Consider the following 25,952-nt stretch of genomic DNA (forward strand, 5'->3'; position numbering starts at 1 on the left):
TTCTCACACCGCCTGTCCCTGGGTGACGTGGGCGGCCCGTGCCGTCAGGGCGTCGGCCGGGCCGCGGTACAGGAATCCGTAGCGTGCCAGGGCGTCGGTGACGGCCGGGTCCGTCCCGGTCTCCTGGCCGCTCGACCACCGCTCCCAGGTGCCGAGGGCCGGGCCGCGCAGCCGGACCGACACACCGGTGACGGGGTTGGTGAGGCAGTGGACGCCGTCGCGGCTGTCCACGGCGATGCCGATCTCGGCCCGGAGGCGGCCGCCGGACGGCTCGGGCCGCCGTCGCGAGGGGACCAGGAAGCCGTGCCGCACCAGCAGCGCCGCCGTGGTGGCGGGGTCCGCGCCCAGGTAGTGGCAGCCGTGGTCGGCCAGCCAGGTCTCCAGCTCGCGCCAGGTCAGGCCGTCCGTCTCGGCCCAGTCCATGTGCGGGCCGTTGAGCTGGAGGAACCGGTCGTGCACCGGGTGGTACAGGGCCGTCGCGGGAGTGGTGTCCGTCTCGGTGGCCGGCCATGGGACCCGGCTGTACGTCATCTCCGGGGCCGGTGTGAGCCGGGCGTCCGGTTCCGGCGGCGGCCAGTCGAACAGCGGGACGGGAGGTGTCTCGGGCAGCGGCGCCGCCACACAGGCCCGCAGGAAGGTGAACTCCTCGATCTCCCGGGCCAGCGGGTCACGGGCGGCCCGGAACCAGACGTTGGTGTCGCTGACGGAGCCCGCCGCGGTCTCGGCGACCTTGGCACTGGCCTCCTGGGACAGTCCGGAGCCGACCGTGTAGTTCCGCCACAGGCTCAAGTCGTCCGCCGGGTCGGTGGGTTCGATACGGACGCCGAAGGCGTCGGGGCTCGTGCCGACCGGCGAGTGCACGTCGAGGACGAACGGGGAGCCGCCCCACGTCGTGTGCGGGACGCCGTAGGTGTCGGCGGACAGGCGCCTGACGCCCTCCGCGAACGCCACGGTCCGCGCCGCCTCCTGCTCCGTCTCCCCGGGGAAGCCGTGGATGACGAAGAGGTGCAGGGGCACGCCCGCCGAGAGCATGGCCTCGATGTTCGCGCAGCCGTCGTCGATCCGGGTGCCCTTGCGCATGAGGTCCAGCACACGCTGACTGGCCGACTCCAGGCCGAAGTTCATCCGGCGGCAGCCCGACTCGTACAGCAGCCGCGCCAGTTCCTCGTCGAGGCCGCGCGCGAACCGGGTCTCGCCGTACCAGCGGACGCCGGCCGACGTCCGCACCAGTTCCTCGGCGACACCGCGCAGCGTCCGCAGGCTCATGATCTCGTCGACGAACATGAAGTACGGGGTGCCGAGTTCCGTCCGCAGGGCGCGCACCTCGTCGGCCACCGCCGCGGCGGGGCGCTGCCGGAAGGAGTTGCTGGCGAAGGGGATCGAGCAGAAGGCGCAGTCCCACGGGCAGCTGCGGGAGGCGAACACCGGCAGGACCGGGCCGGGCGCGAGGTACTTGTGCAGCGGCAGATCGGCGTAGGCGGGCCGGGCGGCGGCCGAGATGTCGGCGCTCTCGCGTGGAGTGCGCAGCAGGATGCCGTGGTCGTCCCAGACCGCGCCCGGGATGCCCTCCCGGAAGTCGGCACCGTGCGCCTTGGGCGCGTCCAGTCCCTCGACGACCGCGGCGAGGGCGCCCTCACCCTCGCCCGTCACCACCGTGTCGACGAGGTCGAACAGGGGGTGGCGGTGTGTCCAGCGGTCCACCAGGCGGGTCGCGTAGTTGCCGCCGAGGACCACATGGACGTCCGGCCGCATTTCCCTGAGCAGCCGCAGGAAGGTGACCCCGGCGATCAGCTGGGTGTCGGCGGACATGCTCAGTCCGACGACGGCGACGGACGGATCGAGGAACAGTTCACGGTCGAGCATGCGCTCGAAGGCCCAGCGGTAGGGGTTGCCGTCGGGGTCGGTGGCCGCGGCGAGCACCTGTGCAGTGGAGTCGGCGGAGTAGGCCGAGGTGTTGGACACCAGGTCGAACTCGCAGTCGGGGAACGCCCCGGAGATCAGCCACAGCGCGTCGCGCAGGGTGCGCCGCGCGGCGCGGAACGTCTCGGGTTCGTGCAGGGTGGCGAGCGACCTCCAGCGCGCCTTCGCCTCCTCGATGCCGGCGATGGCGGCCGGCGCGACCAGGAGCGCCCGCTGCCGTGCCCACTCGTCGCGCAGGCCGGCCGTCCGGCGCCGCCGCGCCTTGTCCCGCAGCCGGGTCAGGGCGGCCGGGGACAGCAGCCAGTCGACGCACTCGATGCTCAGGTCGTAGGCGGCGGCCTCGTGCCCGCGGGCCCTCAGGTCGCCCAGCAGCAGGGGGACGGCCAGATGCGGCGCGTAGGCGTTCCACAGGGGCGGGTTCACCAGGACGGTCTTCTTGCCCATCTTCTTCCCCCTCGCTCTCGGGGCCGGCCGGCACCCGGGCGGTACCCGGGTGCCGGCCGACGTGGCACCGGACGTCCGGTGTCACTTCTCGCTGTCCGCCTCCGACTGCGCCGCGGCACCGGACGCGTCCGGGCGCTTGGCCTTCATCGACGGCAGCAGTGCGTACTGCGCGCCCGTACGCACTTCGGGCTGCACCACCTCCACGGCGGGGCCCTCACCGGTCGCGCCGGCCGCGGCCATGAGCTGCTCGAGGTCCGTCTTCTTCTTCGTCATGACTTCACCTCCTTCCGGTCCGGGGGCCGAATCGGTCGGGTGGTGGCGACCAGCCCACCGTGCACGAGCTGGTCCATGGCCGACTCGAACGCCTCCTTGAGTTCCGGTTCACCGATCCGACCCTTGTCGAGTTGCTTCAACGCGGCGTAGATCTGCGATCCGGACGATCCGTCGCACAGCTCGATGACCACCCAGGCCACGGGGTTGAGGTAGTGGATGGCGGGCTTGTGCGGGGTGTAGGCGAGCATGCAGTTCCACTCCGGGATCGGGCGGAACCTGGCTTCGGGGCTCTGCTCATAGCAGTCGGCTCGTCGCCGGTACGGCGGGGCTGACGCGCCGTCGGTCGAGGTCGTCGGGGAGCTGAGAGACATCGATCCCTCCGTTCGTCTCGGAGCAAAACGGGTCGGGGGCGTCCCAGCGCCCGGTGAAGGCGAAGGCCGTGGACCTGCATCCGCCGGAGGAGCCCTGGGTCTCCTCGCAGCCGTCGCAGCCCCCGTCGACATGGCCCGCGCGGTTGCGCACGTAGACCGGGTCGTTCCAGGTGTCCAGGAAGCTCATCTCGCGGACGTTCCCGTAGTCGGTGTAGTCGCGCAGATAGGCACAGCCGACGGAGCGGCCGGTGGCGTCCACGCCGGCGTTCTGCCAGCAGCAGTTGCCGTCCTTGGGATGCCAGGAGGTCATCAGGTGCACCGACCGCGGGACCCGCAGCGCGTCCAGCGCGGCCATCTGGTCCGGCAGGCGCAGCGCCAGCTCCTTCCACTGGGTGCGGGCCCGGCCCAGCGGGTAGAGCCGCAGGACGCCGACGCGGGGCACGCCCAGCCGGGCGGCCATGTCCAGCACCTGCTGGAGTTCTCCCACGTTGCGCCGGGTCATGATGACCAGCAGGGACACCGGGAGCCCGGCCTCCTGGGCGTTCTTCACCCCGTCGACGGTGCGCTCGAAGCTGCCCGGCACGCCGACGTGCCAGTCGTGCGTGGCGGCCGTCGCCCCCATGACGTCCACGTACACCTCGCCGATCCCGATCTCCTTGAGCCGGTGGGCGACTTCCGGTGACAGCAGGGTGGCGTTGGTGCGCAGCCGGGTCATCACGTGCGGGGTCAGTTCGGCGAGGACGTCGAGGGCGTCGGGCCGGTGGAGCGGTTCGCCTCCCTCCACGAACACCTCGATGAGTCCGGAGTCGGCCATCTCCCGGATGAGGTTGGCGTACTCGGCGCGGCTGAGTTCGTCGTCGCGCGGCCGGGCGCCGCAGTCGCCGTAGCACTGACGGCACTTCAGGTTGCACGACTGGGTGACTTGCAACCAGCTCTTGAGGGGCTGATGCAGCACGAGTTCCATGGGTCTCCGTCCTGTGCGGCACGGTGGCGTGTGCCTTGGCTTGGAGAAGGCGGCCGCGGCGGAGGAGGCGCGCGGCGCGGTGGGGGTCGGGGCCGGGGGCCCAGGTGGGACCAGGGGCCAGGTGGGGGCCGGGGCGCTGGGGCTCGTCGGCGGGGTGAAGGGCTTGGCGGTCGCTCTCGGCTCGGCGGGCCACAGGGCTTTGGCGACGTCCGCGGCTTACGCGGTCTAGCAACTTACGCGGTCTACGCGCCTTCCACGTTTCCTCGACGTCCGCGGCTCAGGTGGGTCCCGCGGCTTCCTCGACGTCTACGGCTTACGCGGTTTCCGCCGCTTCGGCCACGTCGGCCACGGGCGGCCGATGCGGCGCCGTGCGTCGGATCACGACGGCACCCGTGTGTCGGCGGCCGGGACGGGGACGGTTCTCCGGCGGTGCTCGCGGGTCAGCCAGCCGAGGAAGTCGGCGCCGGCCGGGCCGAGGCACGGGTCGGTGTGCCGGGCGACCTTGTCGAGCAGGCTGGCGGCGCGGAAGGCGGTGGTCTCCGCGGAGCGCTCCAGCTCCGGGTCGGGGCAGGCGCGGGCCCGTTCCTCGAACCAGGCGGACAGGTGCACGTAGACGTGGGCGGCGGCGAGTGCGCGGTCGACGGGCCAGCGCGGGACCGGCGAGTCGCGGTGCCACTCCGGGGCCACCGTGGGTGCGGTGCGGGTGTCGTAGTCGGGTGCGAACACGGACCGGGTCATCTGGAGGTCGTAGAGCCGCAGGTGCACGAACTCGTGCAGCAGCGCTTCGGCGAGCCGTTCCGGGGTCCGCATGCAGCGCAGTGCGACGAACGCGGCGCCGGGGATCTCGCGGGTGGAGGCGCTGTCGAACGCGTCGGGTCCGTCGACGGCGACGACGTACCGGGCGTGCCGGAACAGTCCGGCGCTCAGTTCCGGCGCGGTCTCCAGCATCAACTCGACCGCCTCGCGGGCGATCTGGGCCTGCCACGGGGAGAGGGGTGCGAGCTGGTCGGCGCCCTCGCCGGCGCTCAGGTGTCTGCGGAAGAGTGCGGCGAAGTCGTGGTGGGTCCGGGCGGGCAGGGCCGGTTCGGCGAGGAGTTCGACGCGTTCGCCGGACGCCTCGACGACCTGCCGGACTCCGGCTCGTTCGGCCTCCGCGGCGAGTGTCGCCTCCGGCGTGGCGCGGAGTTCGACGGCGAGCGCGGCCAGTTGCTCCCGGCAGTCCCGGGGCTGCCGGATGTGCCGCACGGCCAGGTCCAGTCCGTGCCGGACGGTGGGTTCGAGGGCGGTGTCGCGTGGGATCCGGCGTCCGTCCGGCGCGGGGGGCCAGAGGTCGGAGGCCACGCACTCCAAGAGGAAATCGTAGGTTTCGTATAACCGATCGATGATGCTGGCGGCATCGGCGAAAACGGGATGCCGTGCCAGCGTCACAACGCTGGGCTGTCGCATGCCGGTGTCCCTGCTCAAATGCGGGCTCCGCTCACCGAATTCGGCGAGCCTGGCGAACCGAGCTGGTCCAACGAACCTGCCACGCACGGCAATTGCGTGTCAACCACTCGTGATGACCGGGATCACCTTTTACCGGCGGCTCGGAAAAGAACACTTAAAGTCGCGTCGGCTCGTGTGCGGAGGACGGGATCCCGGGTACCGAGGCGTGGTGCAGTCCGTCCCTTCCTTCGTTCGCACGCGCACAGCGGGGCCGCTCGGCCGTCTGGTCGCCGCCAACGCGATCAGCTCCGTCGGCGACGGTGTGCGGTTCGCCGCGCTGCCGATGCTGGCGGCGGCCGTCACCCGGGATGTGTTCTGGGTGTCCGTGGTGGCGGCCGCCGGCCGGGCGGCCTGGCTGCTCGCCCCGTTCATCGGCGCCCTCGTCGACCGTGTGCCCGCCCGGCGTTCCATGGTCGGCGCCGATCTGGCGCGGTGCGCGGTGCTGGCGTTGCTGTCGGGGTGCGCGGTGACCGGGTGGGTGCCGCTGCCGCTGCTGGTGCTGCTCGCCTTCCTGTCCGGGCTCGCCGAGGTGTTCTTCGACAGCGCGGCCCAGGCGGTCGTGCCGTCGCTGGCGGCGGACCGGGAGCTGGAGCGGGCGAACGCGCGGATCATCGCGGCGCAGATCACCGGTACCGGTTTCGTGGGCCCGCCGTTGGGCGCGGCGTTGTGGGCGGTGTGGCAGCCGTTGCCGTTCGTGGTGGACGCGGTGTCGTTCCTCGGCTCGGGACTGCTGCTGCTGAGGCTGCCCTCGAAGCGGCCGGGCGGGCATGGCACCGACGGCGGGCCGGCGGATCGCGGGGTCCGGGGGCTGCTGCGCGACACCTGGTCCGGCCTGCGGCTGCTGGGCGGCCACCGGGTCCTGCGCCGCCTCATGGTGGTGGTGGCGGTGCTCGGTGTGGGCCAACAGGCGGTGTACGCGGTGCTCGTGGTGTACGTCGACCGAGGGCTCGGCCTGCCGCCGTACGGCTACAGCCTGATGCTCGTGGCCGCGGCGCTCGGCAGTCTGGCGGGGGCCAAGGCGGCGGCGCGGACGGCGCGGCGGCTGGGCTCCGGGCGGAGTCTGGTGGTGTCGGTGACCGTCTCGGGGCTCAGTTACCTGGTCGTCGCGGTGGTGCCCTGGTGGCCGCTGGTCGCGCTGATGCTGGCGGTGAACAGTGCCGGTGTCGTGCTGTGGAACGTGTGCACGGTCTCGCTGCGGCAGCGGCTCGCGCCACCGGGCATGCTGGGCCGGGTCACCAGCGGCTACCGGATCGCCGCGTGGGGGACCATGCCGCTGGGTGCCGCGCTGGGCGGCGTCCTGGCCGAGGACGTCGGTCCGGGCGCGCCGTGGGCTGCGGCCGGCCTGCTCCTGCTGGCCTGCCTTCCGCTCCTGCGAAGAGTGCCGTCCGCCCCGCCGGAGCGGGCGGACGCGGCAGCGGGCAGCGAATCGTCGCCGCACCGAAAAGCGGCGGAGTGAATACGGCGGACAAATCCGATAGATAAATGCGGCAGTCGGAAAATGCGAGCGGCCGTGAGCGGGAGAACGCCGTCCCGCCATTGCACCGGTGATTGCACCGATCATTACACCGATGATTGCACCGACCACCGGTCGCGTCGGCCCGAATACCCGCGCTGTTCGCCGGAATCGCCGCGATGACGGGGGCAGCGCGCGCATTCCGCCCGCACCGGGGCTCGCACCCGGCTAGGTTGTGCCGCATGAGCAACCTTGACCGTGCGCCGGTGCCGAGCGTCTGCGGCGGCCGCGGCTTCGTCGTCGCCGAACCCGTCCGTGAGCTGCTGAGCCCCCGCGCCGTGCGGCTCGGCGAGTCGACCGAGGTGCGCCGGCTGCTGCCGAACCTCGGCCGGCGCATGATCGGCGCCTGGGCCTTCGTCGATCACTACGGCCCCGATGACATCGCCGACGAGCCCGGCATGCAGGTGCCGCCGCACCCGCACATGGGGCTCCAGACAGTCAGCTGGCTGCACCAGGGCGAGGTGCTGCACCGCGATTCGACGGGCAGCCTGCGGACGATCCGTCCACGCGAGCTGGGGCTGATGACGTCCGGCCGGGCGATCAGCCACTCGGAGCAGAGCCCGCGGCCGCACGCCCGCTTTCTGCACGGCGCGCAGCTCTGGGTCGCGCTGCCGGACGCCCACCGGCACACCGAACCGACGTTCGAGCACCACGCCGAGCTGCCCCGGGTCACCGCGCCCGGACTCACGGCGACCCTCCTCCTCGGCGCGCTCGACGGCACGACGTCACCCGGCACCACCTACACCCCGATCGTGGGCGCCGACCTCGCGCTCGCCGGCGGCGCGGACGTCCGCCTGCCGCTGGAGCCGGACTTCGAGTACGGGGTGCTGTCGATGTCCGGCGAAGTGCGCGTCGACGGCGTACCCGTACTGCCGGGCTCGATGCTCTACCTCGGCTGCGGCCGGACCGAACTGCCGTTGCGCGCCGAGTCGGACGCCGGTGTGATGCTGCTCGGCGGTGAGCCGTTCGCGGAGGAGCTCATCATGTGGTGGAACTTCGTGGGCCGCACGCAGGCGGAGATCGAGCAGGCCCGCGCCGACTGGATGACGGGCGACCGCTTCGGCGAGGTGAAGGGCTACGACGGTGCCCGGCTCCTGGCCCCCGAGCTGCCGGCGACTCCGCTCAAGCCGCGCGGCCGCGTGCGGTAGTCGCGGCATGCGCGGCACGCTCGCGCGCCCTCGGTGACGACCAGCTCCCGGCCCGGGAACGCGCTCCACACATCCGGCACGGCGGCTGCACCGTCGACGTCCGGGGTCCCCCCGCCCGCCCTCCGGAGCGTCCCGAGAAAATACTGGCCATGTACATAGTAGCTATGTACTGTATCCATCATGGGAACGGCACACGAGGGCGCGACGCCCGGCTTTCTGGTCTGGCGCCTGTCCATGAAATGGCGGGTGGCGGTCGACCGTGCGGTGGCTCCGCTGGGGCTGACACACGCTCAGTACTCGCTGGTGGCCTCGCTGTACGGGATGCAGCGGGCCGGGGAGCGGCCCAGCCAGCGCCGGCTGGCCGACCACACCGGACTCGAACCGCTCTACGTGTCCAAGCTGGCCCGCGCCCTGGAGTCCTCCGGGCTCCTGGAACGCACCCGCGACCCGCGCGACCCGCGCGCCGTGCAGCTGGCGCTCACCGCCCGGGGCCGGGAGGTCACCCGTGAGGCGATCGGTGTCGTCCAGGGGCTGCTGCGGCAGTTGCTGGAGCCTCTGGGCGGGATCGACGGCCCGCGCGCCCGGGAGTTCACCCGCGATCTCGCGACCCTGCTCGACGCACCGCTTGATCCATCCACCGACCACGAGAACAAGCAGGAGCAGTCATGACCACCACCGCAGCCCCCGCCGACAGCCGCACGACAGCGCTGGCCCACTACGCCGCCCGCGCCGTGCTGGAAACCGTACTGGCCCGCCATGACCTGGACTTCCAGCAGTCGGTGACGCTCCGGCCGGTCGCCGTCGCCGGCACGCCGGTCGAACGGGCGGCGCTCGTCGGCGAGGTCGTCGCGAGCCTGAAGGCCGATCCGGCGGTCGTCGAGCGCACCGTGGACGAGCTGGCCGGGAAGGGGCTCATCGAGCCGGAGGGTTCGGCGGTGTGCGTCACGGACGCCGGACGCGCGCTGTTCACCGCGGTGTCCGCCGAGACCGGGGAGGTGTCCGCCCGTATCTACGCCGGCATCCCCGAGGAGGACCTGATCGCCACCGGCCGGGTGCTGCACCTGGTCACCGAACGCGCCGACGCGGAACTGGCCGCGCTCAAGGCCTAGGGGGCGTCTCGCCGATCATGCCGGGCTCCCGGCGCCTGGCACCGCGCCTCGCCGCGTTGTCGTCGGTTGCCATGGAAGCCGCGTCGGCCGTCTCCGACAGCGGACAGGTCCAGGTCGAAGCGGACGAGAAGGTGAAGAAGCCCAAGAAGCCGCACAAGGTGAAGTAGGGCGCCGTTCGCCGTCCCCAACGACCTCCGGCGACCCGCCCGCACCCGGTGGAATGTTCAACCTCCCGCCGTGGTTACAGCGCCCGTGAGGAGGTCACCAGTGGAGACCACGTACTACGACCACGGGACGCCGGCGGAGCGCTGGGAGCGCGCGCGGATGTTCTTCGACGCCAAGGACTACGCCGCCGCGGCGCGCGTCCTGGACGCACTGGTCGAGGAGGAGCCGGAGCAGACCGGTCCGCGTCTGCTGCTGGCCCGCGCCTACTACCACTCGGCGCAGCTGAGCCGTGCCGAGACCGAGCTGCGGGTCATCGTGGAGCGCGATCCGGTCGAGCACTACGCGCGGCTGATGCTGGGCCGCACCCTCCAGCGTCAGGGGCGGCAGCGGGAGGCGGAGCCGCATCTGCGGATCGCCTCGGCCCTGGCCGGTGACTTCGCGCAGCTCTGAGCACCGATGAGGAACGGGCCCGGCTCCCCCCTGTGGAGCCGGGCCCGTCGTCGTCCGCCGTGCGGTACCGCGTCGGTCGGACGCTACCGCCCGGCGTACGTCCGCCGCCCGCGCCGGTGCGCCACCTCGCCGAGGACGATGTCCACGGCCAGGAACGCGGCCAGCGAGATGCCGAGCAGCGGCACGAAGTAGCCGAGGACCGCGACCGCGGCCAGCAGCGGGACGAGTATCTGCGGGGGCACGTCCGCCCAGGCGCCGCGCGGGATCGGCCGGCCGAAGGCGGAGCCGCGACCGCGCTGCCACCACATGCGGTAGCCCCACAGGATCAGCAGGATCAGGGAGAGCGCGAGCAGCATCAGGCCGATCTGGTTGACGACGCCGAACAGGACGCCGGTGTGCAGGTCGATCCCCCACCGGGTCAGCTTGGCGAGCACCGGATGGTCGGCGAACCGCAGCTCGTCGACGACCTCGCCGGTGCCCGGGTCGATCGCCACCGCGTCCGCCTTAGTCGGCCAGGCGCGCTGCACCTGCTTGACGACGTACGCGGACGAGGCGTCGGCGGGCGGCGCGATCTCGACGGGGTCGGTCAGCCCCTCGGCGCGGGCCGCGGCCAGCACCGCGTCGAGGCCGACGCCGGTCGCGGCCGGGTCGCCGGCCGCGGAGGCGGCGCCGCCGTGGCCGGAGTGCTCGCCGCCCACCGCCGCCGAGAGCGTCGGGGTGGCGCCGCCGAGCGAGGTGCGCAGTTCGTCGATGTTCGCACCGGTGTACGCCGACCAGGTCAGGCCGGTCGCCGAGAGGAAGAGGAAACCGGTCGCGGCCCAGGCGCCGACGGTGCCGTGCAGTCCGAGGGTGCGGCGCCGGCCGCTGGTGCCGCGCAGCTTGCGCAGGGCGCGGCGGCGGGAGAACCAGAGCACCAGACCGCCGGTGGCGATCACCCACAGCCAGCTCGCGGCGAGTTCGCTGTAGAGGCGGCCGGTCTCGCCGAGGTGCAGATCGCGGTGGAGCTCGTCGATCCAGGTGCGCAGCGGCAGGGCGCCGGTCGAGCCGTACTGTTCGAGCGCGCCCCGCACCTGACCGGTGTACGGGTCGACGAAGACGGCGAGCGTGTGGTCGGGGTCGACGCCCGGAACGCCGGAGAGCAGCACCCTGGTGGTGGCGTCGTCCTGCGGGGAGGGCCGTACGGCGGTGACGGTGCCCTCGGGGTGGGCCTCGCGGGCGGCGGCGACCTGCTGGGAGACCGGCAGCTCGGTGTCGCCGACGGGGACGGTCAGCTGGTCCGCGTACACGATCTTCTCGGCCTGGAAGGACCCGGCGTAGAGCAGACCGGTGACGGCGGCGACGAGCAGGAACGGGGCGACGAGCACTCCGGCGTAGAAGTGCAGGCGCAGGACGAGCGGACGCAGGGGTGCCGAGCGGCCGGGCGGCGGGGGCGGCGCGGCCGGCTGGGTGGCCTCGTCCGTCTGGGGCGAGGGAGCGGTGGTCATCGGTGGTCTTCTCCGGGGACGGGTGGTGTTTCGGCCGTGGTGGTCCAGTAGTCGGGCCGTAAGGACACCGAGTTCCCGGGGAGTTGAGTGACCTGAGTCACACACCATGGAGTCCGTGGCATGCTGGCGGGATGTCTGCACCCCGTGAGCGCGCGCCCCTTGCCGAGCAGGTCGAGCAACTCCTGGCCACCGAAGGGCCGTTGCCCATCGTCGCGGCCGGGGATCCGGTGCTGCGGCGGCCGGCCGAGCCGTTCGACGGGCAGTTGGAGCCCGCGCTGCTGGCCCGTTTCGTCGAGGCGCTGCGCCGCACCATGCACGCGGCGCCGGGTGTCGGGCTCGCGGCGCCGCAGGTCGGGGTGGGCCTGCGGATCGCGGTCATCGAGGACCCGGCGCCGGTCCCGGAGGAGGTGCGGCAGGCGCGCGGGCGGGTGCCGCAGCCGTTCCGGGTGCTGGTGAACCCCGGCTACGAGCCGGTCGGCGCGGCGCGGGCCGCGTTCTTCGAGGGCTGTCTGAGCGTGCCGGGCTGGCAGGCGGTGGTGGCGCGGCCGGCGCGGGTGCGGATGACGGGCGCGGACGAGCACGGCCGCGCCGTGGACGAGGTGTTCACCGGCTGGCCGGCCCGGATCGTGCAGCACGAGACCGACCATCTCGACGGCGTGCTCTACCTCGACCGCGCCGAGCCGCGCTCGCTGTCGTCGAACCAGGCGGTGGCGGAGCGCTGGTCCCAGCCGACGCCCCACGAGGCCGCCCGGGCCCTGGGATTCACCCTGCCCGGCTGAGGCGGCCGCCCGCTTCCCGCCCCGAACGGCCGCGCCCCGGCCGTCAGTTGTCCCGGTACGCCTCCAGCAGCCGCAGCCACACCTCGCTGACCGTCGGGTACGACGGGACGGCGTGCCACAGACGGCTGACCGGGACCTGCCCGGCGACGGCGACGGTGGCGGAGTGGATCAGCTCGCCGACGCCGGGTCCGACGAAGGTGACCCCGCGCAGGATCTCGTCCTCCAGGTCGACGACCATGCGGGCACGGCCGCGGTAGCCGTCGGCGTACAGGCCCGCGCCCGCGACGGAGGACAGGTCGACGTCGACCGCGCGCACCCGGTGCCCGGCCTGCTCCGCCTCGGCCAGCGACAGGCCCACGGCCGCCGCCTCCGGGTCGGTGAAGACCACCTGGGGCACGGCGGCGTGGTCGGCGGTGGCGGCGTGCGCGCCCCAGGGCTCCGCCTCCAGCGCCGGCTCCCCGGAGGCCTGGGCGGCGATGACGGCGCCCGCGATGCGCGCCTGGTACTTGCCCTGGTGGGTGAGGAGGGCGCGGTGGTTGACGTCGCCGACGGCGTACAGCCAGTCCGTGCCGTCGACCCGCAGGCTGTCGTCGACCGGCAGCCAGGAGCCGGGCTCCAGGCCGATCGTGTCGAGGCCGATGTCGTCGGTGCGCGGGGCGCGGCCGGTGGCGAAGAGGATCTCGTCCGCCTCGATCCGGTCGCCGCCGTCGGTGACGGCGACCACCGTGCCGTTCTCGCGGGTCACCGACTCCACCGAGGTGCCGAGACGGATGTCGGCGCCGGCCTCGGCCAGCGCCTCCGCGACCAGTTCGCCCGCGAACGGCTCCATCCGGGCGAGCAGGCCCTTGCCGCGCACCAGCATGGTCACCCGGGAGCCGAGGGCCTGCCAGACGGTGGCCATCTCGGTGGCGACGACGCCGCCGCCCACCACGATCAGCCGGCCCGGCACCTCCTTGGCGCTGGTCGCCTCCCGGCTGGTCCAGGGCCGTACGTCGGCGAGTCCGGGCAGGCGGGGCAGCTGGGCGCGGCTGCCGGTGCAGACGGCGACGGCGTGCCGGGCGGTGAGGGTCCGCCGGGTGCCGTCGGGGCCGGTCACGACCACCGTGCGGGGTCCGGCGAGGCGGCCGTGCCCGCGGTGGAGGTCGGCGCCGATGCCGTCCAGCCAGCTCACCTGGCCGTCGTCCTGCCAGTGGGAGGTGTAGTAGTCGCGGTGGGCGAGCACCGCCGGCGCGTCGAGGGGGCCTTGGACGAGATGGCGCAGGCCGGGCACCCGGCGGGCGTCCGCGCGGGCGATGACCGGGCGCAGCAGGGCCTTGCTGGGCATGCACGCCCAGTACGAGCATTCGCCGCCGACCAGCTCGCTCTCCACGACCGCGGTGGTGAGGCCGGCCGCGCGTGTGCGGTCGGCGACGTTCTCCCCCACGGGCCCGGCACCGAGGACCACGACGTCGTACGCGATGGAATCCGTTTCCGTCATGGAGTCAGTCTGGTGGGTGGTGTGCCGTGGGGCCACAGGGGTAAGCGCGCGGGTGCGTGACTGTGCGCGCACGGAATACTCGCCCGTCCGGCCGTGTTGTGCGGACGGCTCGCCCGTCAGGGCCCCGCCCCCACCAGGAAGAGGGATGTCCCATGAGCACCGTGGAGCTGACCAAGGAGAACTTCGACCGGACGGTCACGGACAACGAGTTCGTCCTGATCGATTTCTGGGCGGCCTGGTGCGGTCCGTGCCGGCAGTTCGCCCCGGTCTACGAGAAGGCGGCGGAGGAGAACCCGGACCTGGTGTTCGGCAAGGTGGACACCGAGGCGCAGCCGGAGCTGGCCGCGGCCTTCGGTATCCAGTCGATTCCCACGCTGATGATCGTCCGTGACCAGGTGGCCGTGTTCGCGCAGCCCGGTGCGCTGCCCGAGGCGGCGCTGGCGGATGTCATCGGGCAGGCCCGCAAGCTCGACATGGACGCGGTCCGCAAGTCGGTCGCCGAGCAGCAGGCCGCGGCGGAGCGGACCGGGGAGTGACGCTCCGCCTCTTGTGAGTTCCTTTCCCGGAAGTACCTTTGACGCCTGGTCAGCTGGAGTCGCGGTGGATCACCGCGGCTCCCAGCACCTCGTGGCGTTCGAGCGGGGCGGCCGGGTCGCGGACCGCGCGGTCGACGAGTTCGGCGAGGTCGCGGCCCGAGGGCAGTTCGATGTGGACGGTGCTGAGGCGGGGCCGCAGCAGCCGGCCGACCATCAGGTCGTCGGCGCCGATCAGCGCGGTGTCCTCGGGGAGCGCGACGCCCTCGTCCTTCAGCGCGCGCATCAGCAGCATGGCGTACTCGTCGTTGTACGCGAACACCCCGTCCAGGCCGAGGTCGCGCCAGCGCGCGGCGAGGCGGGCCGCGGCCTCCTCGTCGTAGGCCAGGGGCAGCTCGGTCAGCCGCGCGTCCGTGCCGCGCAGGGACTGGCGGACGCCGTCGAGGCGGGGCCGGGAGAAGACCTCGAGGCCGGGTTCCTCGGGGACGACGACGCCGATCCGGCGGCGGCCGCGGGCGTACAGGTGGGCGCCGGCCTCGCGGCCGACCGTCGCGTGATCCATGAGGAGGGCGTGCGCGCCCTCGACGGGCTGCGGGCCCAGGGTCACCACGGCACGGGCGCCGGAGCGCTTGAGCAGGGCCACACCCTGCGGGCTCAGCTCCAGGCCGGGGACCAGGACGGCGACCGGCCGCAGTTCGGCCCAGGCGCGGGCGGCCTCGTCGCCCTGGAGGCCGAGGCTGCCGTACTGGACGACGGTGTAGTCGAGGCGGCCGAGCGCCCACTGGAGTTCGTTGATGAACCGGCTGTAGAGCGGTCCGACCGGGATGGTCGGGGCGGGCATCAGGACCATGCGGCTGTGTCCGGCGCGCAGGCTGCGGGCGGCCGCGTGCGGTACGTACCCGAGTTCCTTGGCGGCCTCGTGGACCCGGCGGCGGGTGGGCTCGCTGATCCGCACCGCGCTGGTGTTGTTCAGGACGTAGGAGACGGTCGCCCGGGAGACGCCGGCCAGACGGGCCACATCGGCACTCGTGGGCACGGAGGGCTGCGCGGGCGCGGGCGTGTTCGGTATCTGCACCATGACGTACGGCATCTTGGCAGAACCCGCGGGCGCGCCGACGGCCGCCCCTGGGCCCGCATCCCGCGTCAGGGACCGCCGGGTGCCGGAGGTTCGCCGCCGGCCGCGCCGGGTGCCACGCCCGTCACCCGTGTGACCAGGTCGGTCCAGCCGGCCTCCAGGCGTTCCAGGGGGATCCGGCACTGCTTGGCCAGGTGGTGGATGGCGACGGGGTCGAGGTAGCCCATCAGCGTCAGGGAGAGCAGTTCGCAGTCCGCGCCGGGCAGCACCTGGCGCAGCAGCATCTGGACGTGGCCGCGCAGCAGGCGGCGGGCCGGTGCGACGAAGCGGCGGTCGGGGGCCGGCTCGGCGGCGATCTGGAGTTCCAGCGCGTCGATCGAGTGCCGCAGGGTCGCGTGTCCGAACGCGTTCAGCCGCTCGACGGGCGGGGCGCCGGGGCCGAGCGGCGGGGGGCCGCTGAGGAACGCGGCCTGGAACTTGTGCTCGGAGTGGTCGAGCAGTGCGGTGAGCAGGCCGACACGGTCGCCGAAGCGCCGGAAGACGGTGCCTTTGCCCACCTGGGCCGCCGCGGCCACGGCCTCCATGGTGACGCCGGCCGCCCCGTGCTCCGCGATCAGCCGGCCGGCCGCCTCCAGCAGCCGGGCCCGGTTGCGCGCGGCGTCGGCCCGCAGGCAGGGGTCCTGCCCGGGGGCGCCGAGTTCCAGCAACTCGGGGGCGCCGACGGACTCCTGAGACGGCGGGAAGGGCGGCAGGGAGGCGGACATGAAGACAGCGTAAAGCATCGGGAATGAAACTGGACCGCGGTCCGGTTAGGTGCTACAACATTAAACGGACCCCGGTCCGGATAGGACCTCGGCCCGCCAACCGCCTGCTTTTGAGTCATCGGGAGTACCCCATGTCCGTTCGCATCCTCGCGCTCGTCGGCAGCCTCCGCGCCGGTTCGCACAACCGCCAGCTCGCCGAGGCGGCCGTCAAGCACGCTCCCGAGGGCGCCGACGTCCAGCTCTTCGAGGGCCTGGCCGAGATCCCCTTCTACAACGAGGACATCGACGTCGAGGGCTCGGTCCCGGCCGCCGCCGTCCGGCTGCGCGAGGCCGTCGCCGCCGCCGACGCGCTGCTGCTCTTCACGCCCGAGTACAACGGCACCATCCCGGCCGTCCTGAAGAACGCCATCGACTGGCTGTCCCGCCCCTACGGCGCGGGCGCCATCGCCGGCAAGGCCGTCGCCGTGGCGGGCACCGCGCTCGGCCAGTACGGCGGTGTCTGGGCGCACGACGAGACCCGCAAGGCCGTCGGTATCGCCGGCGGCACCGTGCTGGAGGACGTCAAGCTCTCCATCCCGGGCTCCGGCCAGCGCTTCGCCGAGACCCACCCGGCCGACGACGCCGAGGTCGCCGCGCAGCTCACCGAGGTCGTCGCCCGGCTGCACGGCCAGGCCGGCCAGACGGTCGCCGCCTGACGCGGACGGCGCACCCACGCCGAGGGGGCCGGAGCACACCGCTCCGGCCCCCTGGCCGTGCCCAGCCGGTCGCCCGCGCTCGCCGCAAGCCCGCCGCAAGCCCGCCGGGAGCTCCACGGCGGCTCGTGGGAAATCCTTCGATCGGCGGACCGCCGCCCGCCGCCTCTGCCAGGGTGGGCCGATGCGGACCCTCTACAGAAGACTGCTCGCGCTGCTGCCGCGGCTCGGTCTGCGCGTCACCGACCTCGGCCCCGGGGCGGCGGTGGTCTCCCGGCACGGCGGCCGCACCCGCATCCCGCTGGAACCGGGCGCGGACCTGGTGGCCCGCGACAACGGGCAGTACTCGGTGGCGGGCGCCGGCCGGGACACCTGGGTCGTGCTGCGCGACCGGTCCGCGCGCGCCGGACCGCGGCCCCGGAAGTGGACCGGCGTACGGCTCGGCGACACCGGCGCACGGCTGCTGCTGGACCGCCGGGCGAAGGCGGACGAACGGCGGCTCCAGCTGGCCGCCGCCGAGTACCTGTGCACCCAGCACGTGGCGGCGATGCTCGAGCTGTACGGGGTGAACTGCGTCTTCGACGTCGGGGCGAACGCCGGGCAGTACGCCGGGCGGCTGCGGCGGCTCGGCTACACCGGCCGGATCGTCTCCTTCGAGCCCGCCTCCGACGCCTTCGCCCGGCTCCGGGACGCCGCCCGCGACGACCCCGACTGGCACGTCCACCCCTGCGCCCTCGGCCGCGAGGACACCGTCAGCACCATCCACACCGGCTGGAACACCATGAACTCGCTGCTGCCGCCCAGCGACTACGGCCGCGACCGCTACCGCCGGTTCGCCGCCATCCGCACCGAGCAGATCGAGATCCGCCGGCTCGACGGACTGATGGAGCAGGCCCTCGACGGCATCGCGGAACCACGCCCCTATCTGAAGATGGACACCCAGGGCTACGACCTGGAGGTGTTCGCCGGCGCCGGTGAGCGCGTCGCGGACTTCGTGGGGCTCCAGTCGGAGGTCGCCGCGCTGCGGCTGTACGAGGGCAGCCCGCGGATGGGCGACGCCATCGCCGCGTACGAGGCGGAGGGCTTCGAGATCACCGGGATGTACCCGGTGACCCGGGAGGCGGCCACGGGACGGGTGGTCGAGTTCGACTGCGTGATGATGCGCGCGAAAGCGGCGCCCGAGCCGCCCGCGACCGCTTGAGACCGCCCCCCGCGGGCGCCCGTCGTGGGCGCTCGCCGCGGGCCCTCGCCGCGGGCGCTCGCGGGGGTGGCTACTTCGCGCGGTCGTGCCGCTCGGCCTCCTGCCGCTTGGCCGCCCGCAGGCTGGTGAACGTGGTGATCGCCAGCACCAGCACGATGAAGCCGAGCGAGAAGGGGATGCCGATCTCGGGGACGTCGAAGCCGGACTCGTGCAGGGCGTGCAGCAGCAGTTTGACGCCGATGAAGCCGAGGATGACCGACAGGCCGTAGGAGAGGTGGACCAGCCTCTTCAGCAGTCCGCCGATGAGGAAGTACAGCTGCCTGAGGCCCATCAGGGCGAAGGCGTTGGCGGTGAAGACGATGTACGGGTCGTCGGTCAGCCCGTAGATCGCGGGGATGGAGTCGAGGGCGAACAGCACGTCGGTGGAGCCGATGGCGAGCATCACCACGAGCATCGGCGTCATCACCCGCTTGCCGTCCTGCTTGATCCACAGCTTGGTGCCGTGGTAGCGGTCGGCCACGCCGAAGCGCCGCTCCGCGATCCTGAGCAGCTTGTTCTCCTCGTACTCCTCCTCGTGCTCCTCCTTGCGGGCGTCCTGGACCAGCTTCCAGGCGGTCCAGATCAGGAAGGCGCCGAAGAAGTAGAACACCCAGGAGAACGTGGAGATGATCGCGGCGCCGGCGGCGATGAAAGCGGCCCGCAGCACCAGGGCCATCAGGACGCCGAACATCAGCACGCGCTGCTGGTACTCGGCCGGCACCGCGAACTTCGCCATGATCAGCACGAAGACGAAGAGGTTGTCGACGCTCAGCGACTTCTCGGTGATGTACCCGGCGAAGAACTCCGCCGCCGGTTCCCCTCCGCTGTGGAAGGCCAGTCCGACGCCGAAGGCGCAGGCCAGCACGATCCACACCACCGTCCAGGTGCCGGCCTCCCGCAGCGAGACCTCGTGCGGCTTGCGGCCGATCAGGAAGTCGACGGCGACGAGGACGCACAGGACCGCGACGGTCAGCAGCCAACCGGTGAGGGTGACGTTCACGGGGATGCTCCTGGGGCTCGTGGGGCCTCAGAGCATCGTCACAGAGGTTCCGCTCTCGCGCGCGAACCGGGCCACCCATTCGGAGGTCGCCAGGAGTCCGCCGAACGTGTAGAAGTGCACCTTCAGCTCGCCGTGCACGGCCGGGTCGTAGCCCTCGGCGAGGGCGCGCAGAAAGCGGTCGGGGCCCGCCGTGCCCATCAGGTTGGTCAGCGAGAACCCGTACTTGCGGGCGATGGAGGCACTGGTGCCGACGCCGAACCGGGAGGCGTACGACACCAGCCGCCGCACCCCGGCCGGGCCGGGCACGCCGATCCGGACCGGCAGATCGATCCCGCGCTCCCGGATCGCGGCCACCCAGGCGAGCACCGGGTCGACGTCGAAGCCGAACTGGGTGACGACATGCCCGCCGAGCCGCCGCCGCGCGAGCTCCGCGCTCTTGTCGGTCAGCGCGCTCCACAGCACCGGGCCGGCGATCGCGGGGTGGCCCTCCGGGTAGCCGCTGATGCCGACGTGGCGGACGCCGTGCCGCTCCAGCAGTCCGGTGCGGATCACGGCCAGCGCGTCCTCGTACGGCCCGTGCGGGCGGGCCGGGTCACCTCCGACGACGAACAGGTGCTCGGCGGCGGCCTCGGCGCGCAGCCCGGCCAGGAACTCCTCCAGCTCCGCCGCGGAGGCGATCCGGCGGGCCGAGAGGTGCGGCACGGGCACGAAGCCCAGCCGCCGCACGGCCCGCGCGGCATCCAGCCGCATCCGCAGGTCCTCGTTGCCCAGGAAGGTCACGTTGATCCGGGTGCCCGCCGGGATGAGGTGCCGCGCCTGCTCCAGCTGCGGTACGTCCTTGCCGGTCATCTCCAGGGAGAAGTCCTCCAGCAGCGCGGTGCGCGCGGCGTGGGGGGCGGTGGTGCCGGGGTTCATCGGGCTCCTTCGGCGTCGGGTACGACGGCTCGCCGTGCGGAGCGCCGCCTTGTGGGCGGGGCGCTCGGGCGGTGCGGCGGTTCAGGGTACGCGGAACGCCAATGCGCGCCGCCGCCGGTGCTCCGCGCTACGCTGCGCCTGCCCGATTCATCCGGTTATAGGAGGTTCTGATGCCCTCGCGCCTCAACCCGTACCTCAGCTTCGACGGCGACGCCCGGCAGGCCATGGAGTTCTACCAGCAGGTGTTCGGCGGCACGCTGCGGCTGAACACCTTCGGCGAGTTCGGGCGCCCGGACGCCCCGGAGGCCGACAAGATCATGCACGGCATGCTGGAGACGCCGTCCGGCTTCACGCTGATGGGCGCCGACACCCCGCCCGGGATGGAGCACACGCCGGGCAACACCTTCTCGGTGAGCGTGAGCGGCGAGGACGAGGGCGAACTGCGCGGCTACTGGGAGCGGTTGTCCGCGAGCGGCTCCGTCTCCGTGCCCCTGGAGAAGCAGATGTGGGGCGATGTGTTCGGCATGTGCACCGACCGCTTCGGCATCCCCTGGATGGTGAACATCAGCGTGGCGACGGCTCGCGGCTGACGCGGATCTTCGACTGGCCGTGCGGCCGCCGCTCCCAGTCGTCCATGAAACGGGCGTGCAGTCCGTGGCGGCGGGCGACGGCGAGCAGGGTGTCGGCGCGGTAGTAGAAGTCCTCGCGCAGCACCTGGTGTTCGACGCCCTCGGTGCGGTCGAAGGTGAAGTCGAAGAAGCCGGTCGGGGCGAGCACCCGGCCGACATGGGCCAGGCACTCGTCGATGACCTCCGGCGGCGAGTGCGAGAACACGCTGTGCGCGTGCACGACGTCGAAGTGGTCGCTCGGCAGGAAGTCCAGCCGTAGGTCACCGGTGAGGGTGAGGTGCGGCAGCTTGTCCTGGAGCCCGCGCTCGGCGAGGGTGCGTTTGGCCGCGATGAGGATGTCCGGCGAGATGTCGATGCCGTAGTAGTTGCCCGCGTCCAGGTAGTCGATGAAGCGCCAGCCGCCGCGCAGGTTGCCGCAGCCGATGTCGAGCATGCGGTGCTCGGGGCGCAGGCCGTGCTCCAGCAGGTAGTCGAACTGCATCTGACCGAGTGCCAGCCAGCGGTCGTGGCTCCGGCTGCCGACCGCCGCCTCCGGGCTGCGCCGGGCGTCGGAGGCCATCACCGCCCGGTAGTAGCCGACGTGGTCGGGGTGCTTCAGGCGCAACCACACGTCCCGGCCGGCCCGGCGGACGTAGGGGCCGATCCGGCCGGGGTGGCGCAGGGCGTAGCCGACCTTGTGGGGCAGGGTGGCGCGGTTGCTGCGCAGCTTGCTCGGGGAGGTGGCGTCCTGGGGCATGCGGTGTGGCCTCCGTCGTCCGAAGGGTTCCGCACCATTGTGGGATCAACCTCCGCACCGCGCCATCGCTCGGGCGCCGGCGGGTGCTATGCCCAGGCCGTCACCGGCAGGAAGGAGCTGTCCTGCCGGAACAGCTCGGTGCCGTCGGCGGGGTCGACGCGCAGCTGGTAGTCGTAGTGGCGGAGGTAGTGGCCCGGGTAGTTGTACGACTCGAAGCGGACCGCGCCCGAGGCGGTGCCGGTGCGGGCGACGAAGGTGGCGTCGCGGGCGAAGCCGGCGGTGCCGTCGTTCGGGTCGAGGCGGCCCCGGAAGCCGTAGTGGCGCAGATAGCGGCCGGCGGTGTCGCGGAAGGAGCAGGCGTTCGCGTCGGCCAGTCCGGGCACCACGGTGAAGGTGGCCGCCTGCCTCTCGGCGGTGGCGCCGGTGCCGGTCACCACGGCGAGGTCGAGCAGACCGGACCGCTGCTGCCAGTAGCGGGTGGGGAAGTTCACCGAGCGCAGGGACCGGTTGACGTTCTTCGTCACCGTCACGCCGCCCGGCACCGTCTCTTTCAGGGCGGTGAAGTGGCGGGCGGTGCCGGAGATGTTCGGCAGCCGCCTCGGGGTGCTCCAGGTGGCGAAGGTGTCGTAGCTGTCGCTGTGGTAGTAACCGCCGTCGCCGTAGCCGTCGAAGAAGATCCGCCAGCCGCCGTTGTCGAGCGGGACCAGCGAGGGGCCTTCGCGGTAGCTGCCCCAGCCGGCCCAGTCGCCGGTGCGGCGGATGGTGTAGGGGCCGGTCAGGCTGGTGGCGGTGGCGTACTCGATGTACTTGGTCGTCTCGTTCTTCGGGAAGGCGTGGTAGGTCGAGCCGCTCTTCACGATGAAGGTGTCGATGTGGTTGGCGCCGATGCCGGACAGGGCGACGGGCGCGGTCCACGTGGTGAGCGCGGAGTCGGCGGCCCGCAGCAGGTACGGCGTGAAGTTCCATTCGTCGTCGGCGGTGGAGCAGGAGACGACGATGCCGACGCTGCCGTCGCTGTCGACGAACCACTCGGGCGCCCAGGCGCGGGAGAGGCCAGGGATGGGCACCGGGTGGTCGCGGAGGAAGGTCCAGCCGACGCGGTCGGCGCTGCGGGCGAAGCCGATGGTGGTGCTGGGGTCCTGCCAGGTGTGGGTCGTGTAGGTGAGGTAGTAGAAGCCGTCGGTGTGCCTGAAGAGGCTCGCGTCGCGGATGCGGTTGCTGGGCGGGGTGTAGGCGGCGGCCTTGAGCGGGCGGAAGTCGGTGGCGTCGTCGGACTGGTGGACGTCGACCGTGCCGTCGTCGCTGTCGCGGAACGCGACGATGGTGTAGCGGGTGGCCGAACCGCTCGGCGGCGCGGCGGCCGCGGCGGTGCCGAGCAGGCCGGGTGCCTCGCCGAGGAGGAGCGCGGAGGCGGGCAGGGCGGCGGCGCCTCTGAGCAGGGTGCGGCGGGACGGGCCGGCGGGAGGCTGTGGGGGCATGGGCGACTCTCTCCTTCGGGGCGGGGTGGGGTGCGCGACGGCAGATCGGAGGTGGCCCTGTGCGGTGCGTTCGAGATTGCGAACAAGGTTCGGGAACGCGGTCAGAAGGTAGGGGTGAGGCCGGGGCGCGTCAATGGTTTGCGCACGCCGTGAACGGCTACCGGGAAAGCCGTGGTCCACGGTGAACCGCCGCTGTGCGCGGGGGCGTTCCCCAGGGGGCCGCCAGAGGTTACCGTTCGGTAGACCACGCGCTCCCGGAGGTGTCCCCATGACGCTCGCCCCTGCCGCAGGCCTCGCGGAGACCGCCCGCGCCCTGGCCACCGGGGAGGTGACGTCCCGGCTGCTCGTCACCGAGGCCCTGGCCCGGATCGAGGCGAGCCAGGGCTCGCTCAACGCCTTCCGCATCGTCCGCGCCGAGGCGGCGCTCGCCGAGGCGGACGCGGCGGACCGGGAGCTGGCGGCCGGAGTGCGCCTGCCGCTGCTCGGCGTGCCCGTCGCCGTCAAGGACGACATGGACGTGGCGGGCGAGCCGACCGCGTTCGGCTGCCGGGGCACCTTCGCCCCGGCCACCGAGGACGGCGAGGCGATACGCCGGCTGCGGACCGCCGGCGCGGTGATCGTCGGCAAGACCAACACCTGCGAGCTGGGGCAGTGGCCGTTCACCGAGGGGCCCGCGTTCGGCGCCACCCGCAACCCGTGGCATCCCGAGCACACCCCCGGCGGCTCCTCCGGCGGCAGCGCGGCGGCGGTCGCGGCGGGCCTGGTACCGGCCGCGCTCGGCTCGGACGGCGCCGGCTCGGTGCGCATCCCGGCCTCCTGGACCCATCTCGTCGGCATCAAACCGCAGCGCGGGCGCGTCTCGACCTGGCCGCGCGGCGAGTCCTTCCAGGGCATCACGGTCAACGGTCCGCTGGCCCGCACGGTCGCCGACGCGGCCCTGCTGCTGGACGCGGCGAGCGGCAACCACGAACGCGACCCGCACCGGCCGCCCGAGCTCACCGTCCTGGAGGCCGTCGGCCGCGACCCCGGCCGGCTGCGCATCGCCCTCTCCCTCAAGCCGCCGTTCACCGCGCTGCCCGCCCGGCTGGACCCGGAGATCCGTGCCCGGGTCACCGAGCTGGCCGAACGGCTCGCGGCGCTCGGGCACGTCGTCGAGGAGGCCGACCCGCCCTACGGGCAGATCGGGCTGACCTTCGTGCCACGGGCCACGGCCGGTATCGCCGAGTACGTGCGCGAGTCGCCCGACCCGACACTGCTCGACCCGCGCACCCGGGGCGCCGCCCGGCTGGGCCGGCTCCTCGGCGGGGCACCGCTGCGGGCGGCGCGGCGGGCGGAGGCGGTCCTGCACCGCCGTATCGGCGGGTTCTTCACGTCGTACGACGTGATCCTGGCGCCCACGACGGCCGCTCCCCCGCCGCGGATCGGCGCGCTGGCCGGTCTGGGCCCGCTGGCCACCGACCGGGCGATGATCGCCGCGTGCCCCTACGCCTGGCCGTGGAACGTCCTGGGCTGGCCGGGCGTCGGCGTCCCCGCCGGTTTCGTGGGGGACGGGCTGCCGGTCGGCGCGCAGCTGCTCGGGCCCGCGCACAGCGAACCGCTGCTGGTGTCACTCGCCGCCCAGCTGGAGGCGGAGCTGCGCTGGCACGAACAGCGGCCGCCGGAGTGGTCCCTGGCCAAGTCCCCGGCGGCCTAGGGGGCGTCTCGCCCCCTAGGACCTGTCTGACGATTCGCGGCAGAGGCGCATTGTCGGACAGGCCCTGAATTCGCGGCAGAGGCGCATTGTCGGACAGGCCCTGAGAGTGCGCCCGGCTCGTGATCACCGCCCGCTAACGTGGCCTCCGTGACAGCGCTGAGCGATGACATCACCCCGGGCCGCCGGGGCCAGTTCGCGACCACCGAGGCCGATCCGCGCGAGGTCGGCCGGGTGCGGACCGAGTACTCGCCCGCGCACGACGGCGATCCCGATCCCGGCGAGGTCGTGTGGACCTGGGTGCCGTTCGAGGAGAACGACGGGCGGGGCAAGGACCGGCCGGTGCTGGTGGTGGCGCGGGAGGCGGGCGGCACCTTCCTGGCGGTGCAGCTGTCCAGCAAGCGGCACGACGGCGACCGGGAGTGGGTGCCGATCGGGCACGGGCCCTGGGACCGCTCGGGGCGGGACTCCTGGGTGGACGTGGACCGGGTGCTGCGGCTGCACGAGCGGGGCATGCGGCGCGAGGCGTGCGCCCTGGACCGGATGCGCTTCGAGCTCGTACGGCACCGGCTGCGGCAGCGGTACGGCTGGAGCTGACGCGGCGCATCCCGCTCCCCCGGGCGGCGGCGGCCGCCCGTCACCGCGGGAGCCGCGGCTCCGGAAAGGCTCGGGCGAACGCCTCCCGGACGACCGCGCCGCGGGTGCGGTCCAGCACCCCGAACACCACGCGCTCGAAGGTGCCGGCGAACCGGCCGCCGGGAGCCAGCCGCTCCCGGAAGGCGCCCGCCACCTGCGCCGGGTCGTTGCGGAACACCCCGCAGCCCCAGGCGCCCAGCACCAGCCGCCGGTAGCCGTGGGCGGCGGCCGTCTCCAGGACCCGCTCGGCGCGGGCGGCGAGGGCGCGCGGCAGCTCCGCGACCCGCTCGGGGGCGGTGCGCCGCACGACTCCCGCGTTGGGAGCCGCCGCGGTCAGGAATCCGGCGGTGAACGGCTCGTCCAGCAGCCGGCCCCGGTCGTCGCGGAAGACGGGGACGGCGGGGGTGTGGATGACGCGGTCGGTGTAGAACGGGTCGCGGTGGGCGCGGTGGTGGTCGTAGAACGCCGGGGCGCGCAGCAGGCAGGTGTACAGGGCCGAGGCGCGGCACAGGGCCTCTTCCTGGGCCTGGGCGCCGTTGAGATAGCCGCCGCCGGGGTTGCGGGCCGAGGCGAAGTTCAGGACGGCCGTTGCGGCGCCGAGCCGGCGGGCGGCCTCCAGGCTGCTCTCGCCGGTGACCTCGACGCGGGTGGCGGCGGGAGCGGGAGCGGGCGTCACCGGGACCGGCTCCGGGCCGTACATCCGGGTGCCCGCCCGCGCCGCCTCGATCGCGGCCTCCAGGGACACCTCGCGCCCGTCCGGGGCGCGGTAGGTCCCGGCCGCCACGATCTGCTCGGTCTCGCGTGCGATGCCGCGCAGGCGCGCGCTCACGGCGCCACCCCCGTCGGCGCCGTGGGGGGGGGGCGCCGGCCCCCCCCCCCCCCGCGCGGGGGGGGGCCCCGTGCGGATCGGGTGCGGGGGGGGGAACGCTGTTAGCCGGCCGGGGACCGCACGGGCGCCCCCCCGCCAAATAAGGGGGCCGCC

Annotated in this window: 26 protein-coding genes; 12 read left to right on the forward strand and 14 right to left on the reverse strand. The window is 73.3% G+C overall.

From position 1 onward, the window contains the following. Positions 1 to 3: 3 nt before the first annotated feature. From ABT232_RS30040 to ABT232_RS30060, 5 genes are all read right to left on the reverse strand, one after another. On the reverse strand, positions 4 to 2,364 hold the full coding sequence (locus ABT232_RS30040) for a B12-binding domain-containing radical SAM protein (RefSeq protein WP_351845566.1): 2,361 nt from the start codon (positions 2,362 to 2,364) through the stop codon (positions 4 to 6). A gap of 81 nt (positions 2,365 to 2,445) precedes the next feature. Beyond that, positions 2,446 to 2,637 (reverse strand): hypothetical protein, encoded by a 192-nt coding sequence (locus ABT232_RS30045; RefSeq protein WP_351845568.1) that lies wholly within the window; start codon positions 2,635 to 2,637, stop codon positions 2,446 to 2,448. Next, entirely contained in the window at positions 2,634 to 2,885 is a 252-nt protein-coding gene (locus tag ABT232_RS30050; RefSeq protein ID WP_351845570.1) for a hypothetical protein, read from the reverse strand. The genes ABT232_RS30045 and ABT232_RS30050 overlap by 4 nt, the downstream gene beginning before the upstream one ends. Positions 2,886 to 2,931: 46 nt before the next feature. Next, complete coding sequence (locus ABT232_RS30055) at positions 2,932 to 3,972, reverse strand: radical SAM protein (RefSeq protein ID WP_351845572.1); 1,041 nt, start codon at positions 3,970 to 3,972, stop codon at positions 2,932 to 2,934. 378 nt (positions 3,973 to 4,350) lie between these two features. Then, positions 4,351 to 5,313, reverse strand: coding sequence for an aKG-HExxH-type peptide beta-hydroxylase (locus ABT232_RS30060; protein ID WP_351845621.1), 963 nt, complete (start codon positions 5,311 to 5,313; stop codon positions 4,351 to 4,353). A 313-nt stretch (positions 5,314 to 5,626) separates the two neighbouring features. Between ABT232_RS30060 and ABT232_RS30065 the strand changes: the two genes are divergently transcribed. The 5 genes from ABT232_RS30065 (at position 5,627) to ABT232_RS30085 (ending at position 9,842) form a co-directional block, all read left to right on the forward strand. Then, a complete protein-coding gene (locus tag ABT232_RS30065; protein WP_351845574.1) occupies positions 5,627 to 6,913 on the forward strand; it encodes an MFS transporter in 1,287 nt (428 codons plus the stop codon). A gap of 239 nt (positions 6,914 to 7,152) precedes the next feature. Next, positions 7,153 to 8,118 carry a pirin family protein gene (locus ABT232_RS30070; protein WP_351845576.1) on the forward strand — a complete coding sequence of 322 codons (966 nt, stop codon included), beginning with the start codon at positions 7,153 to 7,155 and terminating at the stop codon, positions 8,116 to 8,118. A gap of 180 nt (positions 8,119 to 8,298) precedes the next feature. After that, the gene (locus ABT232_RS30075) at positions 8,299 to 8,787 is read left to right on the forward strand and encodes a MarR family winged helix-turn-helix transcriptional regulator (protein WP_351845578.1); all 489 of its coding nucleotides are present in this window, start codon (positions 8,299 to 8,301) and stop codon (positions 8,785 to 8,787) included. Beyond that, entirely contained in the window at positions 8,784 to 9,227 is a 444-nt protein-coding gene (locus ABT232_RS30080; protein ID WP_351845580.1) for a MarR family winged helix-turn-helix transcriptional regulator, read from the forward strand. Before ABT232_RS30075 ends, ABT232_RS30080 begins: the two co-directional genes overlap by 4 nt. A gap of 267 nt (positions 9,228 to 9,494) precedes the next feature. Next, positions 9,495 to 9,842 carry a tetratricopeptide repeat protein gene (locus ABT232_RS30085; protein WP_351845582.1) on the forward strand — a complete coding sequence of 116 codons (348 nt, stop codon included), beginning with the start codon at positions 9,495 to 9,497 and terminating at the stop codon, positions 9,840 to 9,842. Positions 9,843 to 9,925: 83 nt separating this feature from the next. On the opposite strand, the gene ABT232_RS30090 is transcribed toward ABT232_RS30085, so the two are convergent. Beyond that, positions 9,926 to 11,326 (reverse strand): PepSY-associated TM helix domain-containing protein, encoded by a 1,401-nt coding sequence (locus tag ABT232_RS30090; RefSeq protein WP_351845583.1) that lies wholly within the window; start codon positions 11,324 to 11,326, stop codon positions 9,926 to 9,928. 131 nt (positions 11,327 to 11,457) lie between these two features. Between ABT232_RS30090 and ABT232_RS30095 the strand changes: the two genes are divergently transcribed. After that, positions 11,458 to 12,105, forward strand: a complete 648-nt coding sequence (locus ABT232_RS30095; RefSeq protein ID WP_351845585.1) for a peptide deformylase — start codon at positions 11,458 to 11,460, stop codon at positions 12,103 to 12,105. A 43-nt stretch (positions 12,106 to 12,148) separates the two neighbouring features. Here the strand turns inward: ABT232_RS30095 and ABT232_RS30100 are convergent, their stop codons facing one another. Continuing rightward, complete coding sequence (locus ABT232_RS30100) at positions 12,149 to 13,582, reverse strand: dihydrolipoyl dehydrogenase family protein (protein ID WP_351845587.1); 1,434 nt, start codon at positions 13,580 to 13,582, stop codon at positions 12,149 to 12,151. Between the two features lie 152 nt (positions 13,583 to 13,734). Between ABT232_RS30100 and trxA the strand changes: the two genes are divergently transcribed. Beyond that, positions 13,735 to 14,118 (forward strand): thioredoxin, encoded by a 384-nt coding sequence (gene trxA / locus ABT232_RS30105; RefSeq protein ID WP_351845589.1) that lies wholly within the window; start codon positions 13,735 to 13,737, stop codon positions 14,116 to 14,118. A 49-nt stretch (positions 14,119 to 14,167) separates the two neighbouring features. Here the strand turns inward: trxA and ABT232_RS30110 are convergent, their stop codons facing one another. Then, the gene (locus ABT232_RS30110; RefSeq protein WP_351845591.1) at positions 14,168 to 15,193 is read right to left on the reverse strand and encodes a LacI family DNA-binding transcriptional regulator; all 1,026 of its coding nucleotides are present in this window, start codon (positions 15,191 to 15,193) and stop codon (positions 14,168 to 14,170) included. A gap of 65 nt (positions 15,194 to 15,258) precedes the next feature. Further along, on the reverse strand, positions 15,259 to 15,972 hold the full coding sequence (locus ABT232_RS30115) for a TetR/AcrR family transcriptional regulator (RefSeq protein ID WP_351845593.1): 714 nt from the start codon (positions 15,970 to 15,972) through the stop codon (positions 15,259 to 15,261). A gap of 113 nt (positions 15,973 to 16,085) precedes the next feature. On the opposite strand from ABT232_RS30115, the gene ABT232_RS30120 reads away from it, so the two are divergent. Together ABT232_RS30120 and ABT232_RS30125 are read left to right on the forward strand one after the other, a co-directional pair. Next, the gene (locus tag ABT232_RS30120) at positions 16,086 to 16,649 is read left to right on the forward strand and encodes an NAD(P)H-dependent oxidoreductase (RefSeq protein ID WP_351845595.1); all 564 of its coding nucleotides are present in this window, start codon (positions 16,086 to 16,088) and stop codon (positions 16,647 to 16,649) included. 181 nt (positions 16,650 to 16,830) lie between these two features. Continuing rightward, the gene (locus ABT232_RS30125) at positions 16,831 to 17,847 is read left to right on the forward strand and encodes an FkbM family methyltransferase (protein ID WP_351845597.1); all 1,017 of its coding nucleotides are present in this window, start codon (positions 16,831 to 16,833) and stop codon (positions 17,845 to 17,847) included. 70 nt (positions 17,848 to 17,917) lie between these two features. Here ABT232_RS30125 and ABT232_RS30130 read toward each other — a convergent pair whose 3' ends face one another. Next, complete coding sequence (locus ABT232_RS30130) at positions 17,918 to 18,886, reverse strand: TerC family protein (RefSeq protein WP_351845599.1); 969 nt, start codon at positions 18,884 to 18,886, stop codon at positions 17,918 to 17,920. Between the two features lie 27 nt (positions 18,887 to 18,913). Further along, positions 18,914 to 19,801, reverse strand: a complete 888-nt coding sequence (locus tag ABT232_RS30135; RefSeq protein ID WP_351845601.1) for a methylenetetrahydrofolate reductase — start codon at positions 19,799 to 19,801, stop codon at positions 18,914 to 18,916. 170 nt (positions 19,802 to 19,971) lie between these two features. Here ABT232_RS30135 and ABT232_RS30140 point away from each other — a divergent pair, with 170 nt between their 5' ends. Then, complete coding sequence (locus ABT232_RS30140) at positions 19,972 to 20,391, forward strand: VOC family protein (RefSeq protein ID WP_351845603.1); 420 nt, start codon at positions 19,972 to 19,974, stop codon at positions 20,389 to 20,391. On the opposite strand, the gene ABT232_RS30145 is transcribed toward ABT232_RS30140, so the two are convergent. Together ABT232_RS30145 and ABT232_RS30150 are read right to left on the reverse strand one after the other, a co-directional pair. Beyond that, positions 20,366 to 21,166, reverse strand: a complete 801-nt coding sequence (locus ABT232_RS30145) for a class I SAM-dependent methyltransferase (protein ID WP_351845605.1) — start codon at positions 21,164 to 21,166, stop codon at positions 20,366 to 20,368. The two genes, ABT232_RS30140 and ABT232_RS30145, sit on opposite strands and share 26 nt — an antisense overlap. Before the next feature lie 86 nt (positions 21,167 to 21,252). Then, positions 21,253 to 22,644 carry a glycoside hydrolase family 43 protein gene (locus ABT232_RS30150; RefSeq protein ID WP_351845607.1) on the reverse strand — a complete coding sequence of 464 codons (1,392 nt, stop codon included), beginning with the start codon at positions 22,642 to 22,644 and terminating at the stop codon, positions 21,253 to 21,255. A 268-nt stretch (positions 22,645 to 22,912) separates the two neighbouring features. On the opposite strand from ABT232_RS30150, the gene ABT232_RS30155 reads away from it, so the two are divergent. Both ABT232_RS30155 and ABT232_RS30160 read left to right on the forward strand, forming a co-directional pair. Next, positions 22,913 to 24,337: an amidase gene (locus ABT232_RS30155; RefSeq protein WP_351845609.1), complete on the forward strand. Its 1,425-nt coding sequence runs from the start codon at positions 22,913 to 22,915 to the stop codon at positions 24,335 to 24,337. 147 nt (positions 24,338 to 24,484) lie between these two features. Next, entirely contained in the window at positions 24,485 to 24,931 is a 447-nt protein-coding gene (locus tag ABT232_RS30160) for a type II toxin-antitoxin system PemK/MazF family toxin (RefSeq protein WP_351845611.1), read from the forward strand. A 40-nt stretch (positions 24,932 to 24,971) separates the two neighbouring features. Here the strand turns inward: ABT232_RS30160 and ABT232_RS30165 are convergent, their stop codons facing one another. Further along, the gene (locus ABT232_RS30165) at positions 24,972 to 25,799 is read right to left on the reverse strand and encodes a TIGR02452 family protein (protein ID WP_351845613.1); all 828 of its coding nucleotides are present in this window, start codon (positions 25,797 to 25,799) and stop codon (positions 24,972 to 24,974) included. Between the last annotated feature and the right edge of the window lie 153 nt (positions 25,800 to 25,952).

It is taken from the genome of Streptomyces sp. NPDC001532 (assembly GCF_040298625.1).
GTDB lineage: Bacteria > Actinomycetota > Actinomycetes > Streptomycetales > Streptomycetaceae > Streptomyces.